12 protein-coding genes are annotated in these 18335 nt (G+C 63.5%); 11 read left to right on the top strand and 1 reads right to left on the bottom strand.

Annotation, left to right across the window (positions count from 1 at the left end; genetic code table 11):
• The first annotated feature begins 25 nt into the window (after positions 1-25).
• Positions 26-382, top strand: a complete 357-nt coding sequence (locus ACFOKJ_RS07735) for a SpoIIAA family protein (RefSeq protein WP_390278143.1) — start codon at positions 26-28, stop codon at positions 380-382.
• Between the two features lie 63 nt (positions 383-445).
• Here the strand turns inward: ACFOKJ_RS07735 and ACFOKJ_RS07730 are convergent, their stop codons facing one another.
• Entirely contained in the window at positions 446-1354 is a 909-nt protein-coding gene (locus ACFOKJ_RS07730; protein WP_390278140.1) for a PliI family lysozyme inhibitor of I-type lysozyme, read from the bottom strand.
• 201 nt (positions 1355-1555) lie between these two features.
• Between ACFOKJ_RS07730 and ACFOKJ_RS07725 the strand changes: the two genes are divergently transcribed.
• From ACFOKJ_RS07725 to ACFOKJ_RS07680, 10 genes are all read left to right on the top strand, one after another.
• Positions 1556-2818: an MFS transporter gene (locus ACFOKJ_RS07725; RefSeq protein WP_390278138.1), complete on the top strand. Its 1263-nt coding sequence runs from the start codon at positions 1556-1558 to the stop codon at positions 2816-2818.
• 61 nt (positions 2819-2879) lie between these two features.
• A complete protein-coding gene (locus tag ACFOKJ_RS07720) occupies positions 2880-4259 on the top strand; it encodes a NarK family nitrate/nitrite MFS transporter (protein WP_390278135.1) in 1380 nt (459 codons plus the stop codon).
• A gap of 301 nt (positions 4260-4560) precedes the next feature.
• Positions 4561-6177, top strand: a complete 1617-nt coding sequence (locus ACFOKJ_RS07715) for a methyl-accepting chemotaxis protein (RefSeq protein ID WP_390278132.1) — start codon at positions 4561-4563, stop codon at positions 6175-6177.
• A gap of 264 nt (positions 6178-6441) precedes the next feature.
• A complete protein-coding gene (locus ACFOKJ_RS07710) occupies positions 6442-7635 on the top strand; it encodes a sugar MFS transporter (protein WP_390278130.1) in 1194 nt (397 codons plus the stop codon).
• 369 nt (positions 7636-8004) lie between these two features.
• Positions 8005-11703: a nitrate reductase subunit alpha gene (locus tag ACFOKJ_RS07705; protein ID WP_390278127.1), complete on the top strand. Its 3699-nt coding sequence runs from the start codon at positions 8005-8007 to the stop codon at positions 11701-11703.
• 62 nt (positions 11704-11765) lie between these two features.
• Positions 11766-13316, top strand: a complete 1551-nt coding sequence (narH, locus tag ACFOKJ_RS07700; protein ID WP_390278124.1) for a nitrate reductase subunit beta — start codon at positions 11766-11768, stop codon at positions 13314-13316.
• Positions 13317-13321: 5 nt separating this feature from the next.
• A complete protein-coding gene (gene narJ / locus ACFOKJ_RS07695) occupies positions 13322-13984 on the top strand; it encodes a nitrate reductase molybdenum cofactor assembly chaperone (RefSeq protein ID WP_390278121.1) in 663 nt (220 codons plus the stop codon).
• A gap of 57 nt (positions 13985-14041) precedes the next feature.
• Positions 14042-14728: a respiratory nitrate reductase subunit gamma gene (gene narI / locus ACFOKJ_RS07690; RefSeq protein ID WP_390278119.1), complete on the top strand. Its 687-nt coding sequence runs from the start codon at positions 14042-14044 to the stop codon at positions 14726-14728.
• 166 nt (positions 14729-14894) lie between these two features.
• Positions 14895-16856 carry a methyl-accepting chemotaxis protein gene (locus ACFOKJ_RS07685; protein ID WP_390278117.1) on the top strand — a complete coding sequence of 654 codons (1962 nt, stop codon included), beginning with the start codon at positions 14895-14897 and terminating at the stop codon, positions 16854-16856.
• Between the two features lie 232 nt (positions 16857-17088).
• Entirely contained in the window at positions 17089-18309 is a 1221-nt protein-coding gene (locus ACFOKJ_RS07680) for a M24 family metallopeptidase (protein WP_390278114.1), read from the top strand.
• Positions 18310-18335: the final 26 nt, after the last annotated feature.

Here is an 18335-nt window from a genome sequence, read left to right as displayed (position 1 = left end):
CTTGCTCCCCGGAAAGGAGCCCGACATGATTTCCATCCGCGAACAGGACTATGGCCTGGATGTGGCGCTGTTCAACGAATTCACCCTTGGTGACTTCAAGCTGCTGGAACAGGCGCTGCTCAAGCGTGCCGAAGAGCATGGCAAGCCGGATGTGCTGCTGGATCTGGCCGGCATGAAGGATTTCACCCTGGACATGGCCATGGAAGAGGTGCGTTTCATGCGTGCGCACGAGAACGACTTTGGCCGCTTTGCCATTGTGCGCAACGATGTGTGGATCAACCTAGCAGCGCATATTTCCGGCCTGCTCACCCACACCCATGCGCAGTATTTCGACAGTGTGGAAGAAGCGCAGGCCTGGCTGCAGCGCCCGGTGGCGGCATAGCACACCACGGTCAGCCCGCTATGCAACATGCCGCGCTCCCGTCTGGGGGCGCGGCATGTTGCTTTATGGAGTACTGCTTTCCAGCTGCAGCTGCCAGCCATCGCCGCTGGCAGCCAGCCGGTAGCGCAGCTCGCGCCAGCCGCCGGTTGGCGTGGTATTGCTATCTTGCGGGCGGTATAGCGGGAAGCGGCGCAGCAGCCGTTGCCCGGCAATCTCGAACTGGTCATGCCCCATATAGCCTTGTCCTGCGGCATCTGCCGCCAGCGGCGGCAGGGCGGGCAGCTGCTGCAGTTGCTGGCGAGCATCCAGCAGCAGGGTCAGCACGCTGCCATAGCTGCCGCTGCCGGCCGACTGCAGGTACAGGTACAGCTCCGGGCGGCCATCGGCGTTCAGATCGGCCAGCTCGGCGCCGCTGATGCTGCCATCCAGCGCCAGTTGCAGCTGCTGCCGCTGCCGTGGGCCATCCATGCGCAGCAGCAGGGTGTTTAGCGAGCTGCGGCAGTCGCACTGCAGTGTAAAGCGGATATCGCGCCAGGCCAGCTGGCGCCGGAACGCGGGCAGGGTATCGTGGCCGACAGGTCCGAGCGCCTGCAGCTGCAGACTGAAGCGGCTGCTTTCTCCCAGCCGGGCGGCATCCACCGTTTGGTAGATGCGTAGCGTGAAGTCCCCATCCTGCAGAACACGCACACTGTAGCGGCGGCTGTCGCCGGCCCCTTGCAGCAGGGCGGTGCCGCCCCCCGGCGGGAGCAGGCTGAAGCGGGTGGACGGCTTGTTGCTGCCCAGACTCAGGCGCAGCAGCTGCCCCTGACGCAAGGGCAGTCGGTAGTCGTGCTGCTCGTAGCCGCGCAGCTGGCCCGCAAGCGTGGCCAGCCGGTTGTCCGGCAGCCACATGGTGGTGGTGAGCGCTGCGCTGTGTGCCGCCACGCCGCCAAGCAGCCCGACAATCACAGCAATCACAAGCAAGCGGCGCATGGGCGGCTCCAGAACAGGGGTGGTGTTCGCAGCGTAGACGCTGTGCTGGCGTGTGGCTACGCCTTCCGAACTAGTTTCCCCCGCCGAATGGCGCGAGCTGGCTAATCCCTAATAGGCGAAGGGTCACCACTACCGGCCAATGTTGGCCGCAGGCCGGGGCGCGTACTGTGACAGTGTCTCCATAGAGCGGATAAAAACATCATGGCCTCGCAAACCTACAAACAATACGCCGTGCTGGTATCGAGCACGGTGTCGTTTACCGTGTGCTTCATGATCTGGATGATGTTCGCGGTACTGGGCATCCCGATCAAGCAACAACTGGGGCTGAACGAAACCGAATTCGGCATTCTGGCGGCCACGCCGGTGCTGTCCGGCTCGCTGATCCGCGTGCCGCTGGGTATCTGGACCGACCGTTACGGTGGCCGCATCGTGCTGTTCGCGCTGATGCTGACCAGCGTGCTGCCGATCTACTTCATGCAGTTCGCTACCGCATACTGGCACTTCCTCGCCATCGGCCTGTTCGTCGGCCTGGCCGGCGGCTCGTTTTCGGTGGGCACGCCATACGTGGCGCGCTGGTTCCGCAAGGAGCAGCAGGGCATGGCGATGGGCGTGTTCGGCGCCGGTAACGCCGGTTCCTCGCTGACCAAGCTGATTGCCCCCAGCCTGATCGCCATCGGTGGCTGGCAGCTGGTGCCCAATGTCTACGCCGCGGTGATGCTGGTGACCGCCATCCTGTTCTGGTTCTTCTCTTTCCATGACCCCAAGCACCTGGTGTCCAGCAAGGTGAGTCTGGGCCAGCAGCTGGCACTGATGAAGAACCCGGCCGTGCTGCGCTACTGCCAGTACTACTCGGTGGTGTTCGGTGGCTACGTGGCGCTGGCACTGTGGATGACCAAGTACTACGTGGGCGAATACGGCTTTGACATCAAGCACGCCGCCTTTCTGGCTGCCTGTTTCTCGCTGCCTGGCGGTGTGCTGCGCGCACTGGGGGGCTGGCTGTCCGACAAGTACGGCGCCTACAAAGTGACCTGGGGCGTGATGTGGGTGTGCTGGATTGCCTTCTTCATCCTGTCCTACCCGCAGACCCACTTCATCATCCAGACCGTCAATGGCCCACAGGGTTTCGACATCGGCCTTAACGCCACCATGTTCACCCTGGTGCTGTTCGGCGTGGGCGTGGCCATGGCCATTGGCAAGGCATCGGTGTTCAAGTTCATTGCTGATGAGTTCCCGGACAACATCGGCGCGGTATCCGGCGTGGTGGGCCTGGCCGGCGGCATGGGCGGCTTCCTGCTGCCGATCATGTTCGGTGCGCTGGTGGATCTCACCGGGGTGCGCTCCAGCTCCTTCATGCTGCTGTACGGCACCGTGTGCGTATCGCTGATCTGGATGCACTTCTCCTTCCGCGCCGTGCGCCGTGCCGAAGAAGACAAGGACGCCAAACTGGCAACCGCCACCCGCTGAGCGCTGCAAAGATTTCTACATTCTGGGGCGGCAGGGGCCGCCTCATATCGAGGATGACATCATGTCTCATGTACTGACCCGCTGGGAGCCGGAAAATAACACTTTCTGGCAACAGGACGGCAAGGCGGTAGCCCGCCGCAACCTGTGGATCTCGATTCCTGCCTTGATGCTGGCGTTCATCATCTGGCAGGTATGGAGCGTAGCCGTGCTCAACATGCCGAACATCGGCTTTACCTACAGCCAGAACCAGCTGTTCTGGTTGGCCGCGCTGCCGGCACTGTCCGGCGCCACGCTGCGTATCTTCTACAGCTTCATGGTACCGATCTTCGGCGGCCGCAAGTGGACCGCCATTTCCACCGCCAGCTTGCTGATTCCGGCCGTGGGCATCGGCTTCGCGGTGCAGGACCCTAACACCAGTTACGTCACCATGGTGATCCTGGCGCTGCTGTGCGGTTTTGGCGGCGGCAATTTCAGCTCCTCGATGTCCAACATCAGCTTCTTCTTCCCGAAAGCGGAGAAGGGTACCGCGCTGGGCCTGAATGCCGGCCTGGGCAACCTGGGGGTGTCGGTGGTGCAGTTCGTGGTGCCCATCGTCATCACCATGGGCCTGTTCGGCGCCTTTGGCGGCGAAGCGCAAACCTGGGTGAAAGGGGATGTCACCAAGCAGGTGTGGCTGCAGAACGCCGGCTTCGTGTGGGTGCCGTTCATCGTGCTGTCCACCATTGCCGCCTGGTTCGGCATGAATGACATCGCCTCGGCCAAGGCATCGTTTGCCGATCAGGCCGTGATCTTCAAGCGCAAGCACAACTGGCTGATGTGCTGGCTGTACATCGGTACCTTCGGTTCCTTCATCGGTTTTGCCGCCGGCTTCCCGCTGCTGGTAAAAGGCCAGTTCCCCGATGTCGACCCGACCAAATACGTGTTCTTCGGCCCGCTGGTGGGTGCGCTGGCGCGTCCGATCGGTGGCTGGCTGTCCGACAAGATCGGTGGTGCCAAGGTGACCCAGGCGGTGTTCCTGCTGATGATTGTTGCCGTGCTCGCCGTGATCGGCTTCCTGCCGCATAACGGCCAGGGTGGCAGCTTCCAGGGCTTCTTCGCCATGTTCCTGTGCCTGTTCGCGCTGACTGGTATCGGTAACGGCTCCACCTTCATGCAGGTGCCGGCCATCTTCCTGACCCTGCACAAGCGCATGGCCGGCAAGGGTGAAACCGCGCAGAAACAGGCAGTGGCCGATGCCACCCGCGAGGCGGCTGCCGTGCTGGGCTTCTCCGGCGCCATCGGTGCCTACGGCGGTTTCTTCATTCCCAAGAGCTACGGCACTTCCATCGCCATGACCGGTGGTGTGGACGCGGCGCTGTATGCCTTCATCGCGTTCTATGTCAGCTGCGTGCTGATCAACTGGTGGTTCTACGCCCGCAAGAACGCCGAAGTGCCGTGCTGATACGGTTTCTCCAAGCTGCAGACTGGCTTCTGCATCTTTTTGCCGCGCCCCGCAAGGGGCGCTTTTTTTGTGCGCCGCACACGTCAGCGGCGAGTGTTGGATTATCGAAATACTGGATATGCATCAAGGCCATGGCGCGTGCCGGCGGCTATACGTCGCAGCGCACGCCACGTTGGCCGCAACAGTGCGGCGGGCACCACAACAGGCCGTGGCAATGACCACGGCCAGCGGACAGCAGGCAGTAGCACCGGAAAGCGCAGGTTCCTCTGAATCGGCTTCAACTCTCTATGGGATGCAGACCATGACCATCAAACTGAAGTTGCTGTTGTTTACCGTGCTGGCGTTGCTGGCCGCACTGGTGCCCAGCCTGGCCGGGCTGAAGGCCCTGCACGACGCCGACGCCAAGCTGGATGTGGTGAATGAACGCCTGATCCCGCGCCTGGGGCTGGTGGCGAATATCCGCAGTACCTTCAAGGATTTGCGTATCGACGACATCCTGCAGCTGTATGAGTCGGACGGCAATTTTCAGCTGCAGGCCAGGCTGCGCAACCGCCAGACGGCGCAGAAGCTGCGCGAACTGGTGGCCAGGCTGAAAGCCGAGCTGCGGCACCCGGAAGACCTGGCGCATGTGCAACGCTTCGAGGCCCTGCAGCAGCAGTACCAGCAGCAATTGGACCGGGTGCAGGCAGTGCGGGTAACGCCGGGTGCCACGGTGGCGCAGATGTCGGCTGCCGCCGAGCCGTGGCGGCTGGTCGGCACCGAACTGGGGGCCTCGGTCACCGCCATCGTCAACGATGTACTGGACGAAGCCCGCCGCAACCGCGAGCAGGCGCAGGCCGAGATGGCCGCCGCGAAGACGGTGTTTGCCGCCTCGCTGCTGGTGTCCATGGTGCTGCTGTTCGGCTGTGGCTGGCTGATCCTGCGCAGCATCAACCGGCCGGTGCAGTCGGCGGCGCTGGCGGTACGGGGGATATCGGAGCGCCAGGACCTGTCGCGGCGGGTAGAAGTGCACAAGAACGACGAAATCGGCGGCCTGCTGCACGCTTTCAACCAGCTGCTGGGCAAGATGCGCGATTCCATCCACCAGATCGGCCATCACTCGCACGCAGTATCGATCGCTGCCGAAGACCTCAGTGTGGCCTCCGACCAGGTACAGAGCGGGGCGCGGCATGCCAGTGCTTCTGCCGCGGAAATGGCCGCCGCGGTAGAGGCGGTTACCCAACGTATCGCGCACATAGCCGAGCGCACGCAGCTTGCCGACAAGCTGGCCACGGCGTCCGGCAGCCAGGTGCAGGCCAGCGAGGAGATGATTCGCGAAACGGTGCAGTTGATCGAAGGCATTGCCCTTGTGGTGCGCGATACCTCCAGCCATGTGCGCGAGCTGCAGGGGCGTAGCGAATCGATAGGCACCGTGGTGGGGGTGATTGGCGATATCGCCGACCAGATCAACCTGCTGGCGCTGAATGCGGCCATCGAGGCGGCGCGCGCCGGCGAGTATGGCCGTGGCTTTGCCGTGGTGGCGGACGAGGTGCGCAAGCTGGCGGAGCGCGCGACCGCCTCCACCGGGCAGATCCAGACCACCGTATCCAGCATTCGCGATGGTTCCGAGGCCACGGTACACCTGATCGGCGATGTGCTGGGCCGCGTGGAGCATGGCGTGGCCCGGGTGCGGCTGGCCGGGGATGCCATGGGCGAACTGCGCGAGCTGGCCGGGCAGGTGGGGCAGCAGGTGGCGGAAATCGCGGTGGCCATTCATGAGCAGAGCGCGGCCAGTGCGCGCATCGCACAGAAAGTGGATGGCATTGCCCAGATCGCGGAAGAAAGCAGCGTGGCGGCACAGAGCACCGCCAGCAATGCGCTGCGGCTGCATGCGCTGGCGCAGGACATGCGCCGCGACGTGGCCTGCTACACCACCTGAGCGACCGTGCCGGCCGTGACGCGGTGACGGCTTATGGTAGTTTTCTTACATGAAACTTACTGTCTATTTGGGCGGATTATCCTGGTGCAGTGGCGTGCACCAGGATATGACTGCATCAAGTATTTGAAAATAAATGATATGTTGCGCTGTGGCGCACAAATGTTGTGAAAGTGTGCTGTAAGAATGGTGAAAGCAATCGAGTACAAACCCTGTTGAAATTAGACTAGCGCTCCTTTGCCCAACAACACAGGGAGTACTCGCAACATGCAAGCGCATGTCGATACGCAAAACCACGGCAAATCCTTGACCGTACTGACGTCGCTGTTTTTCATGTGGGGCCTGATCACCTCGCTGAACGACATCCTGATTCCACACCTGAAAGGCGTGTTCGCACTCAGTTATGTGCAGGCCGCACTGGTGCAGTTCAGCTTCTTTACCGCTTACTTCATTGTCTCCTTGCCGGCCGGTCGCCTGGTGCAGGCGCTGGGTTACCAGCGCGGCATCGTGGTGGGGCTGAGCATTGCCGGCAGTGGCTGTCTGCTGTTCTACCCGGCGGCGGCCACGCTGTCCTATGCTGCCTTCCTCGGCGCGCTGTTCGTGCTGGCAGCCGGCATCACCATCCTGCAGGTTGCGGCCAACCCCTACGCTACCCGCCTGGGGCCGGCGCGCACCGCCTCCAGCCGCCTCAACCTGACCCAGGCCTTCAACTCGCTGGGCACCACCGTGGCGCCGCTGCTGGGCGCGGTGCTGATTCTGGGGGGGAGCGCCGGCGGGGCCGAAAGCGTGCAGCTGCCCTACCTGGGGCTGGCGGCGGCGCTGTTCATCATCGCTGCGGTATTTGCCCGTCTGCGTCTGCCGGTGGTGCATGACAGCAGCGGCAGCGAGCAGGGCATGCGCAGCGTGCTGCGCCATCGCCACCTGGTGCTGGGCGCCATCGGCATCTTTGTCTATGTCGGCGCCGAGGTGGGCATCGGCAGCTTCCTGGTGAGCCTGATGGAGCAGCCGGACATCGGCGGTCTCGACCAGGCCGCTGCCGGCAAGCTGCTGGCACTGTACTGGGGTGGCGCCATGCTGGGCCGCTTCATTGGCAGCGCGCTGATGCGCCGGGTCGCCGCCAGCAAGGTGCTGGCCTGCAATGCGCTGCTGTCGGTGGCGCTGATCGCGCTGGCCATGCTGGCTGGCGGCAAGCTGGCGATGTACAGCCTGCTGGCGGTGGGGCTGTGCAATTCCATCATGTTCCCCACCATCTTCTCGCTGGCGCTGAACGGGCTGGGTCGCGACACCGGCGCCGGCTCCGGCGTGCTGTGCATGGCCATTGTCGGCGGCGCGCTGCTGCCGCTGCTGCAGGCCGGGGTGGCCGACAGCATCAGCCTGCTGGCATCGTTCAGCGTGCCGCTGCTGTGCTACCTGTTCATCCTGTTCTACGGCGCCGCAGGCTACAAACCGCGCCAGGCCTGAGTTTTCCTGTCTTCATGAATGCGGCCAACCTGTAGGGGTTGGCCGCATTTTTCATGCTTCCGGCGTAGCCTGCCGAGCCGGGCGGCTCCAGCCAGGCTATTGCATCGGCAGCCTTCCCGTTTACAAGACAAAGGCCTTTCGCCAAGCGAAAGGCCTTTGTCCATGCGCTACGTCCACCCCGCCACATGGCGGGGCGGGCTACTCCTTTCGGCTGAGTTGCTGTCCTCCGTCTGCCCGCCGGCCTTGCCACCTGTGGCGAATGGGCGGGTTTGCCTTGCCCGCCTAAGCTTACCAGCGTGACCACAGGTATCCGCAGTGCGATGCGGCCAACCTGAACGGACCGCCAGGCGGTAACCATTCGGAGGCAAAATGAGCCACTTTCTCGACAGACTGAATTTTCTGGGCAAGGTGAAATCCACCTTCGCCGACGGCCACGGTGCGGTGGTGAAGGAAGACCGCAAGTGGGAAGACGGGTATCGCCAGCGCTGGCAGCACGACAAGATCGTGCGTTCCACCCACGGCGTGAACTGCACCGGCTCCTGTAGCTGGAAGGTGTATGTGAAGAACGGTCTGATTACCTGGGAAACCCAGCAGACCGACTACCCTCGCACCCGCCCGGACCTGCCTAACCATGAGCCGCGCGGCTGCCCGCGTGGCGCCTCCTACAGCTGGTATGTGTACTCCGCCCAGCGTGTGAAATACCCGATGATTCGCGGCCGGCTGATGAAGCTGTGGCGCGAGGCGCGCAAGACCATGGGCCCGATCGAGGCCTGGGAAAAGATCAGCCAGAACCCGGAAACGGCAAAGCAGTACAAATCCAAGCGCGGCCAGGGCGGTTTCGTGCGCGCCACCTGGGAAGAAACCAACGAGCTGATCGCTGCGGCCAACGCCTTCACCATCAAGAATTACGGCCCGGACCGCGTAATCGGCTTCTCGCCGATTCCGGCGATGTCCATGGTGTCCTACGCCGCCGGCAGCCGCTACCTGAGCCTGATCGGTGGCGTGCCGCTGTCGTTCTACGACTGGTACTGCGACCTGCCGCCGGCCAGCCCGCAGATCTGGGGCGAGCAGACCGACGTGGCCGAATCGGCCGACTGGTACAACTCCAACTACTTGATGGTGTGGGGTTCCAACATCCCGATGACCCGTACCCCGGACGCCCACTTCTACACCGAAGTGCGCTACAAGGGCACCAAAACCGTGGCGGTGTCGTCCGACTTTGGCGAAATGGCCAAGTTCGGCGATATCTGGCTGGCGCCGAAGCAGGGCACCGACGCCGCGCTGGCGATGGCCATGGGCCACGTGATCTTCAAGGAATTCCACCTCGATAATCCGTCCGAATACTTCACCGGCTACATCCGCCAGTACACCGATATGCCGATGCTGGTGACGCTGAAGAAAGACGGCGGCCGTTACGTGCCGGACTACTTCCTGCGCGCCTCCAACCTTGCGGCCAACCTGGGCGAAGACAACAACCCGGAATGGAAAACCCTGGTACTGGATGAGCTGAGCGGCGACATCGTGGCGCCGAACGGCTCGGTAGGCTTCCGCTGGGGCCAGAGTGGCAAGTGGAACCTGGAAGAGAAAGACGGCAGCACTACCAATGGCAGCCGCGAGATCAAGGCGCGCTTGTCGCTGATCGACAATCGCGACGACGTGGTAGGCGTGGGCTTCCCGTACTTCGGCAGCGAGCACGACGAGCTGCTCACCCGCAATGTGCCGGTGAAGCAGGTGACCCTGGCCGATGGCAGCAGCGCGCTGGTGGCTACCGTGTTCGACCTGATGGCGGCCAACTACGGTATCGACCGTGGCCTTGGCGGTGGCAACGTGGCATCCAGCTACATGGATGACGTGCCGTACACCCCGGCCTGGCAGCAGAAGCATACCGGCGTGAAGCCGGAGATGGTGATCCAGGTGGCGCGTGAGTTCGCGCAGAACGCCGACCAGACCCATGGCCGTTCCATGGTGATCGTCGGTGCCGCGCTGAACCACTGGTACCACATGGACATGACCTACCGCGGCATCATCAACATGCTGATGCTGTGTGGCTGTATCGGTCAGAGCGGCGGCGGCTGGTGCCACTACGTGGGCCAGGAAAAACTGCGTCCGCAAACCGGCTGGGCACCGCTGGCCTTTGCCGCCGACTGGAATCGCCCGGCCCGCCAGATGAACGGCACCAGCTTCTTCTACGCGCACACCAGTCAGTGGCGCCACGAAAAACTGGGCGTCAACGAGATTCTGGCTCCCACCGCCGATGGCCGCATGAGCCAGATGGCGCTGATCGATTACAACGCCAAGGCCGAGCGCATGGGCTGGCTGCCGTCCGCGCCGCAGCTCACCACCAACCCGCTGGACGTGGTGCGCGATGCCGAGGCCGCCGGCCAGGACCCGATCGCCTACGCGGTGGAGAACCTGAAATCCGGCAAGCTGGACATGTCGTGCAACGACCCGGACAACCCGAAGAACTTCCCGCGCAATATGTTCGTGTGGCGTTCCAACATCCTGGGCAGCTCCGGCAAGGGCCACGAATACTTCCTGAAGTACCTGCTGGGTACCCAGAACGCGGTGATGAACGACGAGGACGGCTGCATCAAGCCGACCGAGGTCACCGTGCGCCCGGCCGTAGAAGGCAAGCTGGACCTGCTGGTGGTGCTGGACTTCCGCATGTCCACCACCTGCCTGTATGGCGACATCGTGCTGCCTACCGCCACCTGGTACGAGAAGGACGACCTGAACACCTCCGACATGCACCCGTTCATCCACCCGCTGTCCGAGGCCGTGCAGCCGCTGTGGCAGTCGAAGAGTGACTGGGAGATCTACAAGGGCTTCGCCAAGGCGATTTCCGATATCGGCGGTGATTACCTGGGCACCCGCAAGGACCTGGTACTGACCCCGCTGATGCACGACACCCCGGAAGAACTGGGCCAGCCGTTCGACCCGCGCGACTGGAAAAAAGGCGAGTGCGAGCCGATCCCGGGCAAGACCATGCCGAAGATGACGGTGGTGGAACGCGACTACCGCAAGATCTACGACAAGTTCACCTCCATCGGCCCGCTGCTGGAGAAAGTGGGCAACGGCGGCAAGGGCATTGCCTGGAAGACCGGCCATGAAGTGGACGTGCTGCGCGGCCTGAACAAGACCGTGGCCGACGGTGTGGCTGCTGGTCAGCCCCGGCTGGATACCGCCATCGACGCCGCCGAGATGATTCTGACCCTGGCGCCGGAAACCAACGGCCACGTGGCAGTGAAGGCATGGGACGCGCTGTCCAAGATCACCGGCCGCGACCACACCCACCTGGCACTGCCGCGCGAGCATGACAGCATCCGCTTCCGCGACGTGCAGGCACAGCCGCGCAAGATCATCTCCTCGCCGACCTGGTCCGGCCTGGAAAGCGAAGAGGTGAGCTACAACGCCGGCTACACCAACGTGCACGAGCTGATTCCATGGCGCACCATCACCGGCCGCCAGCAGTTCTACCAGGATCACCTGTGGATGCGCGCCTTCGGTGAGGGCCTGTGCGTGTACCGCCCGCATATCGACCTGAAGACCACTGCGGCCATCCTCGGCAAGAAGCCGAATGGCAACAGCGAGATCGTGCTGAACTGGATTACCCCGCACCAGAAGTGGGGCATCCACAGTACCTACTCCGACAACCTGCGCATGCTCACCCTGAGCCGCGGCGGCCCGCACGTGTGGATCTCCGAGATCGACGCCAGGAAGGCCGGCATCGTGGACAACGACTGGATCGAGGTGTTCAACGTCAACGGCACGCTGACTGCCCGCGCCGTGGTATCGCAGCGCGTGCCGGAAGGCATGAGCCTGATGTACCACGCCCAGGAGAAGATCGTGAACGTGCCGGGCGCGGAAACCAGCGGCAAGCGCGGCGGCATCCACAACTCGGTAACCCGTGCGGTGACCAAGCCCACGCACATGATCGGCGGCTACGCGCAGCTGGCCTGGGGCTTCAACTACTACGGCACCGTGGGCTCCAACCGCGACGAGTTCGTGGTGGTGCGCAAGATGAAGAACGTGGACTGGCTGGACAAGCCGCTCTCGGAAGGCGTGTAAGCGCATCGGTGGCGCCCTGGGCGCCACCTCCCCGAGCCTTCTGAGACATTAGGAGCAAGAATATGAAAATCCGTGCCCAAATCGGTATGGTGCTCAACCTCGACAAGTGCATCGGTTGCCATACCTGTTCGGTAACCTGCAAGAACGTGTGGACCAGCCGCGACGGTATCGAATACGCCTGGTTCAACAACGTGGAAACCAAGCCCGGCATCGGTTACCCCAAGGAATGGGAAAACCAGGAAAAATGGCAGGGTGGCTGGGTGCGCCGCAGCGACGGCAAGCTGGAGCCGCGTCAGGGCGGCAAGCTGAAGATTCTGGCCAATATCTTTGCCAACCCGAATCTGCCGTCCATCGACGAGTACTACGAGCCGTTCACCTACGACTACGAGCACCTGCAGAACGCCCCGGAAATGATCACCCCGCCGACCGCGCGTCCGGTGTCGGTGCTCACCGGCAAGAAGATGGACAAGATCGAATGGGGCCCGAACTGGGAAGACGACCTGGGCGGCGAGTTCTCCAAGCGCGCCAAGGATGCGCTGTTCGAAGGCATCCAGAAGGAGATGTACTCGGCGTTCGAGAACACCTTCATGATGTACCTGCCGCGCCTGTGCGAGCACTGCCTGAACCCGGCCTGCGTGGCCAGCTGCCCGTCCGGCTCCATCTACAAGCGGGAAGACGACGGCATCGTGCTGATCGACCAGGACAAGTGCCGCGGCTGGCGCATGTGCGTATCCGGCTGCCCGTACAAGAAGATTTACTACAACTGGACCACCGGCAAGGCCGAGAAGTGCATCTTCTGCTATCCGCGTATCGAGGCCGGCCAGCCTACCGTGTGCTCCGAAACCTGCGTTGGCCGCATCCGCTACCTGGGTGTGCTGCTGTACGACGCCGACAAGATCGAAGCCGCTGCCAGCGTGGAAGATCCGAAGAGCCTGTACGAGGCGCAGCTGGGGGTATTCCTGGACCCGAACGCCCCGGACATCATCGCCGAGGCCCGCAAGCAGGGCATTCCGGAAGCCTGGATCACCGCCGCGCAGAAGTCGCCGGTGTACAAGATGGCCATGGAGTGGAAGGTTGCCTTCCCGCTGCACCCGGAATACCGCACGCTGCCGATGGTGTGGTACATCCCGCCGCTGTCGCCTATCCAGTCCGCGCTGGAAAACGGCCTGATTGGCGAGAACGGCATCATCCCGGACGTGAAAGACCTGCGTATCCCGATCAAGTACCTGGCCAACCTGCTCACCGCCGGCAAGGAAGAGCCGGTAGTGCGGGCGCTGGAAACCATGGTGGCGATGCGTCGCTACATGCGCAGCAAGAGCGTGGACAAGGTGGTGAACCCGGCCACGCTGAAAGGCACCCACCTTTCCGGCCCGCAGGTGGAAGAGATGTACCAGGTGATGGCGATTGCCAACTACGAAGACCGTTTCGTGATTCCGTCCAGCCACAAGGAGATGGTGGAAAACACCTTCGACGACAAGGCCAGCTGCGGCTTCACCTTCGGTAACGGCTGCTCGGGCGGCACGTCCGATTCCAGCTTGTTCGGCAAGAAGAAGGCATCGCCGATTGTGTTCCACGACATGCGCCGCGACCGCAAGGCCAACGCCGGAGGCTGACCATCATGTACAACCCGATGATCTATCGCGCACTGGCAGCCCTGCTGGGCTACCCGCAACAGGAGCTGCTGGACGCGCTGCCGGAAATCCGCGAGGTGCTGGCTGGCGACGAGGATGTGGCACGTGGCGTGGAGCCGCTGCTGCAACGGTTGGCCGCAGGCGAGCTGATCGAGCTGCAGCAGGACTACGTGCAGATATTCGACCGCAACCCGTCGCACTCGCTGCACCTGTTCGAGCACATCCACGGCGAGGACCGCGCCCGCGGCCAGGCCATGGTGGACCTGATCGAGGAATACAAGGCGCACGGCTTCGAGCCGGTGAGTGAGGAGCTGCCGGACTACGTGCCGCTGTTCCTGGAGTTCCTGTCGCTGTGCGAGGCGGAGGAGGCCAATCGCCTGCTGGGTGACGCGGTACATGTGCTGGCGCACGTGGCCAGGAAGCTGGCCGACAGTGGCAGCGACTACGCCGGCGTGCTGGATGCGCTGGTGTGGCTGTCGCCGGTAACGCCGGAACCACTGACCGTGCCGCCGATTCGCGACATGGACGAGGCGCTGGAGACCTTCGGCCCCGGCATCGACGGCGTGGAACCGCTGCTCAAGCCGACCCTGCCGCAGATCGCCCCGGTCAATTTCTACCCCAAGGGAAGCGGGCCGACCGCCTGCCATTAATCCGCCGCCGGCCCGGGCGGGAGCAGGCGCCCGCCCGTTGGCCGCAAGGAGAAAGACATGGACTACTTGCATCAATTCGTATTCGGGATCTACCCGTACATCGCCCTGGCGATCTTCATCCTGGGCAGCCTGGCGCGCTTCGAGCGCGAGCAGTACAGCTGGAAGAGCGAATCCAGCCAGCTGTTGCATCGCGGCAGCCTGCGCCTGGGGAACATCCTGTTCCACCTTGGCATCATCGGCCTGTTCTTCGGCCACGCCGTGGGTCTGCTGACCCCGGTGGCGGTATGGGACGCGCTGGGCGTGACACACAGCTTCAAGCAGGTGTTCGCCATGACCGCCGGCGGCATCATGGGCACGCTGTGCCTGGTTGGCGTGCTGTTGCTGCTGCATCGCCGCTTCAGTAGCGACCGTCTGGCCGCCAACACCACCTGGCGCGACAAGCTGGTGCTGCTGTGGATTCTGGCCACGCTGCTGCTGGGCCTGTCCACCATCGTCGTATCCGCCCAGCACCTGGACGGCCACGAAATGGTGCTGCTGATGAGCTGGGCGCAGCACATCGTTACCTTCCGTGGCGATGCCGCGCTGTTCATCCTGGGGGCTTCCCCGGTGTTCAAGCTGCACCTGTTCATGGGCATGAGCCTGTTCGTGATCTTCCCGTTCACCCGTCTGGTGCACGTGTGGAGCGGTTTCGGTGCCGTGACCTACCTGGGCCGCGCCTGGCAGCTGGTTCGCCCGCGCGCTTGAGCCTGTGGCAATGCAAGCAGGCCATGCCATGGTGGCATGGCCTGCTTTTTTTGCGCTGCCGCAAAAAGGCGGCACGCAGTTTGCATTAAATTGTTAAATTAAGTGACCAGCGTTGCACTAAAAAAATAACAGCGTCTTTCAACACCCACCCCTTTCGGAGCCCACCATGCTTTCCCGACTCAATCTTGGCCCCAAGCTGTTGCTGCTGGTGTTGCCATTTGCGGTGATGACCTTCGTGCTGTCCGGCATTGTCTCCTACCAGCAGCTTGCCCGGCTGCACGATATGCAGGATGCGCGCCGGCTGGTGGATGTGGCCGCGGCGTCGTCCGAGCTGGTGGATAGCCTGCAGGCGGAGCGCGGCCTGACCAACGGCTTTCTGAGCGGGCAGGGGGCATTGCCGGAGGCGCTGACCACCGCGCGTGGCAAGGCCGATGCGGCACTGCAGGCGTTTGCCGCCCAGGCGGCAGACAGCCAGGCCGAGGCCATCAGCAGCGTGCAGGGGCTGCTGGGCAAGCGTGGCAGCGTGGACAGCCGCAGCGTGGCGGCGCCGGAAGTGTTCGCCGAATACACCAAAAACATCGAACGCCTGATCGCGATTACCTCCGATCTGGCAGCCGGCAGTGACGACGTGCAGGTGCTGCGCTACGGCACCGCCTTGTCCAATCTGCTGTGCGCCAAGGAACTGGCCGGCCGCGAGCGTGGCTTCGTCAACGGCGTACTGGCGGCCGGTGCCTTCGACCAGGCCAAGTTTGCGCAGGCCAAGTCGCTGCAGGCACAGCAGGATGCCTGTCTGAAGCAACTGCAGCAGCTGGCGCCACCACAGTTGCTGAGCATGCTGCAAGCGCCGCTGGGCGCGCCGGAAGTCACCGCGGTGCAGGCGTTGCGTGACAGCGTGTATGGTGCGCCGATTGGCAGCCCGGTAACCGTAACCCCGCAGGACTGGTTTGCCGGCACCTCCGCACGCATCGCCAAGCTCAAGGCGGCACAGGAAGTGTTGCTGACCGAGCTGCGTGACCGCGTGGAGGCGCAGGTTGGCCGCGCCGGTACCGAGCTGGGCCTGACCGCCGGCACCACCATCGCCATTACCCTGCTGTTGCTGATCGGCGGCTTCGCGGTGTACCGCAGCATTCGCCGTCCGGTGTTGCAGCTGGAAGGCATGATGTCGCAGATGAGCCAGAACCTGGATCTGGGTGTGCGCGCACACCTGGAAGGCCAGGACGAGATTTCCCGCATGGGCCGTGCGCTGGATGCACTGGTGGACGCCTTTGCCAGCACCCTGAAAGTGGTGAAGCTCAATGCCCATCAGCTGCAGCAGGCGGCTGGTGCGCTGCAGGGCGTGTCCGAGCGCGCCGCCGGCGCCGCCGAGGCGCAGAGCAGCTCGTCCACCCAGATTGCCGCCGCGGTGGAGGAAATGTCTGCTGGCATTGCTGCCGTCAGCGCCAATACCCAGCAGAACCTGGAAGTGGCACGCCAGATGCAGCAGGGCGTCAGCGAAGGCCGCGAGCGCATGCATGCCACCACCCGCGCCATTGAAGACACCGCCGCCACGGTGGACGATGCTGGCCGCATGATCATCTCGCTGGCCGAGAAATCGCAGAATATCCGCCAGATCATCACCGCCATCCGCGAAATTGCCGACCAGACCAACCTGCTGGCGCTGAATGCGGCGATCGAGGCGGCACGTGCCGGCGAAATGGGCCGCGGTTTTGCCGTGGTGGCCGACGAAGTGCGCAAGCTGGCCGAGCGCACCGGCAAGGAAACGGTGGAAATTGCCCAACTGATCGAAGTGATTACCGGCGATACCCAGAATGCCGCCAGCCGCATGCAGCTGGCGCGCGGCCAGATGGACCAGGGCATGGCACTGGTGGCCGAAACGCTGCGTGAACTGGAGCTGATCCACAGCGAGGCGGAAGACACCGCCGCCAAGAGTCAGGATACCGCGGTCGCCATGCAGCAGCAGACCGCCGCCAGCAGCGAGGTGGCGGTGAACATCAGCCGCATCGCCGCCCTGGCCGAGGACAACGCCACCATCGTGCAGGAGGCTGCCGATCTGTCCGAGCAGCTGACGCGCACCTCCGGCGAGCTGGTGCAGCAGGTGGACCGCTTCAAGCACACCTCCGGCGGCTGATCGCTACTGCGCAGTAAAACAAACGACCACCCTTGGCGGTGGTCGTTTTGCTTTTGTGCGTGGCATTGCATGCAAAAAATCGATTATAGCGATGGGGTTACCGGCATTTAGGTCAGTCCATGCAGATTTCCTGCTCCGCATCAGGCAGAATCGCCAGAATTTGCATGCAAAAATGGTATGGGTTGGCCGCGGTTGCGGCCAGACAGGTGCCAGCAACGGGAAAGGACACGGTATGACTATCGGCGTAGGCGGCAGCAGCGCGGCACAGGCACTGGCGACATTGCAGGACATGACGGCGGGTACGGCACCCATCGCGCTGGACGAATACCGCCAGCGCATCGCCAGGGCGCAGCAGCGCATGCGCGAGCAGGGTATGGACGCGCTGTATCTGCACGCCGGCAGCAGCCTGAAATACTTCACCGGCCTGCAGTGGTACCCCAGCGAACGCATGGTGGGTGCGCTGCTGCCGGCCAGCGGCGAGCTGCAGTACATCGCACCATGGTTCGAGCTGGGTACGGTGCAGGATTTCATGCAGCTGGATGGCCCGGTGCACAGCTGGCACGAGCACGAAAGCCCGTATGCCTTGCTGGCCGGCCTGCTGCAGGCGTTGCCGTGCCAGGGCGGGCAGCTGGTGCTGGCGGTGGACGAAAGCGCACCGTTCTTTACCGTGGACGGTATTGCCAAGTGTTGCCCGGATGTACGGCTGGTGAACGCCAGCGCGGTTACTGCCTGGTGTCGCATGCGCAAATCGGCCGCCGAGCTGGCGCTGATGCAGCGCGCCAAGGACATGACGCTGGCGGTGCAGCAGGCTACCGCCAGCATGCTTTACGAAGGCATCACCACTACCGAGGTGCAGGCCTTCATCCAGCAGGCGCACCGCAAGGTGGGTGCCGCTGGCTCCACTTTCTGCATCGTGCTGTTCGGCGCGGCCACCGCTTTCCCGCATGGCGTAAAGGAAGCGCAGACGCTGCGCGACGGCGACATGGTGCTGATCGATACCGGTTGCGCGCTGCATGGCTATTTGTCCGATATCACCCGCAGCTATGTATTCGGCACGCCGTCTGCGCGTCAGCGCCAGGTGTGGGATGCGGAAAAGGCAGCGCAGGCGGCGGCGTTTGCCGCGGCACAGCCCAGCGTGGCCTGCGGCGAGGTGGACCGTGCGGCGCGGCGCCAGCTGGAGCAGGACGGCTTCGGCCCCGGCTATGCGCTGCCGGGCCTGCCGCACCGCACCGGCCACGGCATTGGCCTCGACATCCACGAATGGCCCTACCTGGTAAGCAGCGATAGCACTACGCTGGCGGCTGGCATGTGCTTCAGCAACGAGCCGATGATCTGCGTGCCGGGTGAATTCGGCGTGCGGCTGGAAGACCACTTCTACATGACCGAACACGGCCCGCGCTGGTTTACCCAGCCCAGCCACAGCATCGACGACCCGTTCGGCCTGCAGGCCTGAGCATTGCTGATGAAAAATGCGGCCAA

Origin of the sequence: Vogesella amnigena (assembly GCF_042648905.1) — a bacterium.
Lineage (GTDB): Bacteria > Pseudomonadota > Gammaproteobacteria > Burkholderiales > Chromobacteriaceae > Vogesella > Vogesella amnigena.
This window is presented reverse-complemented; position numbering and strand designations above follow the sequence as displayed.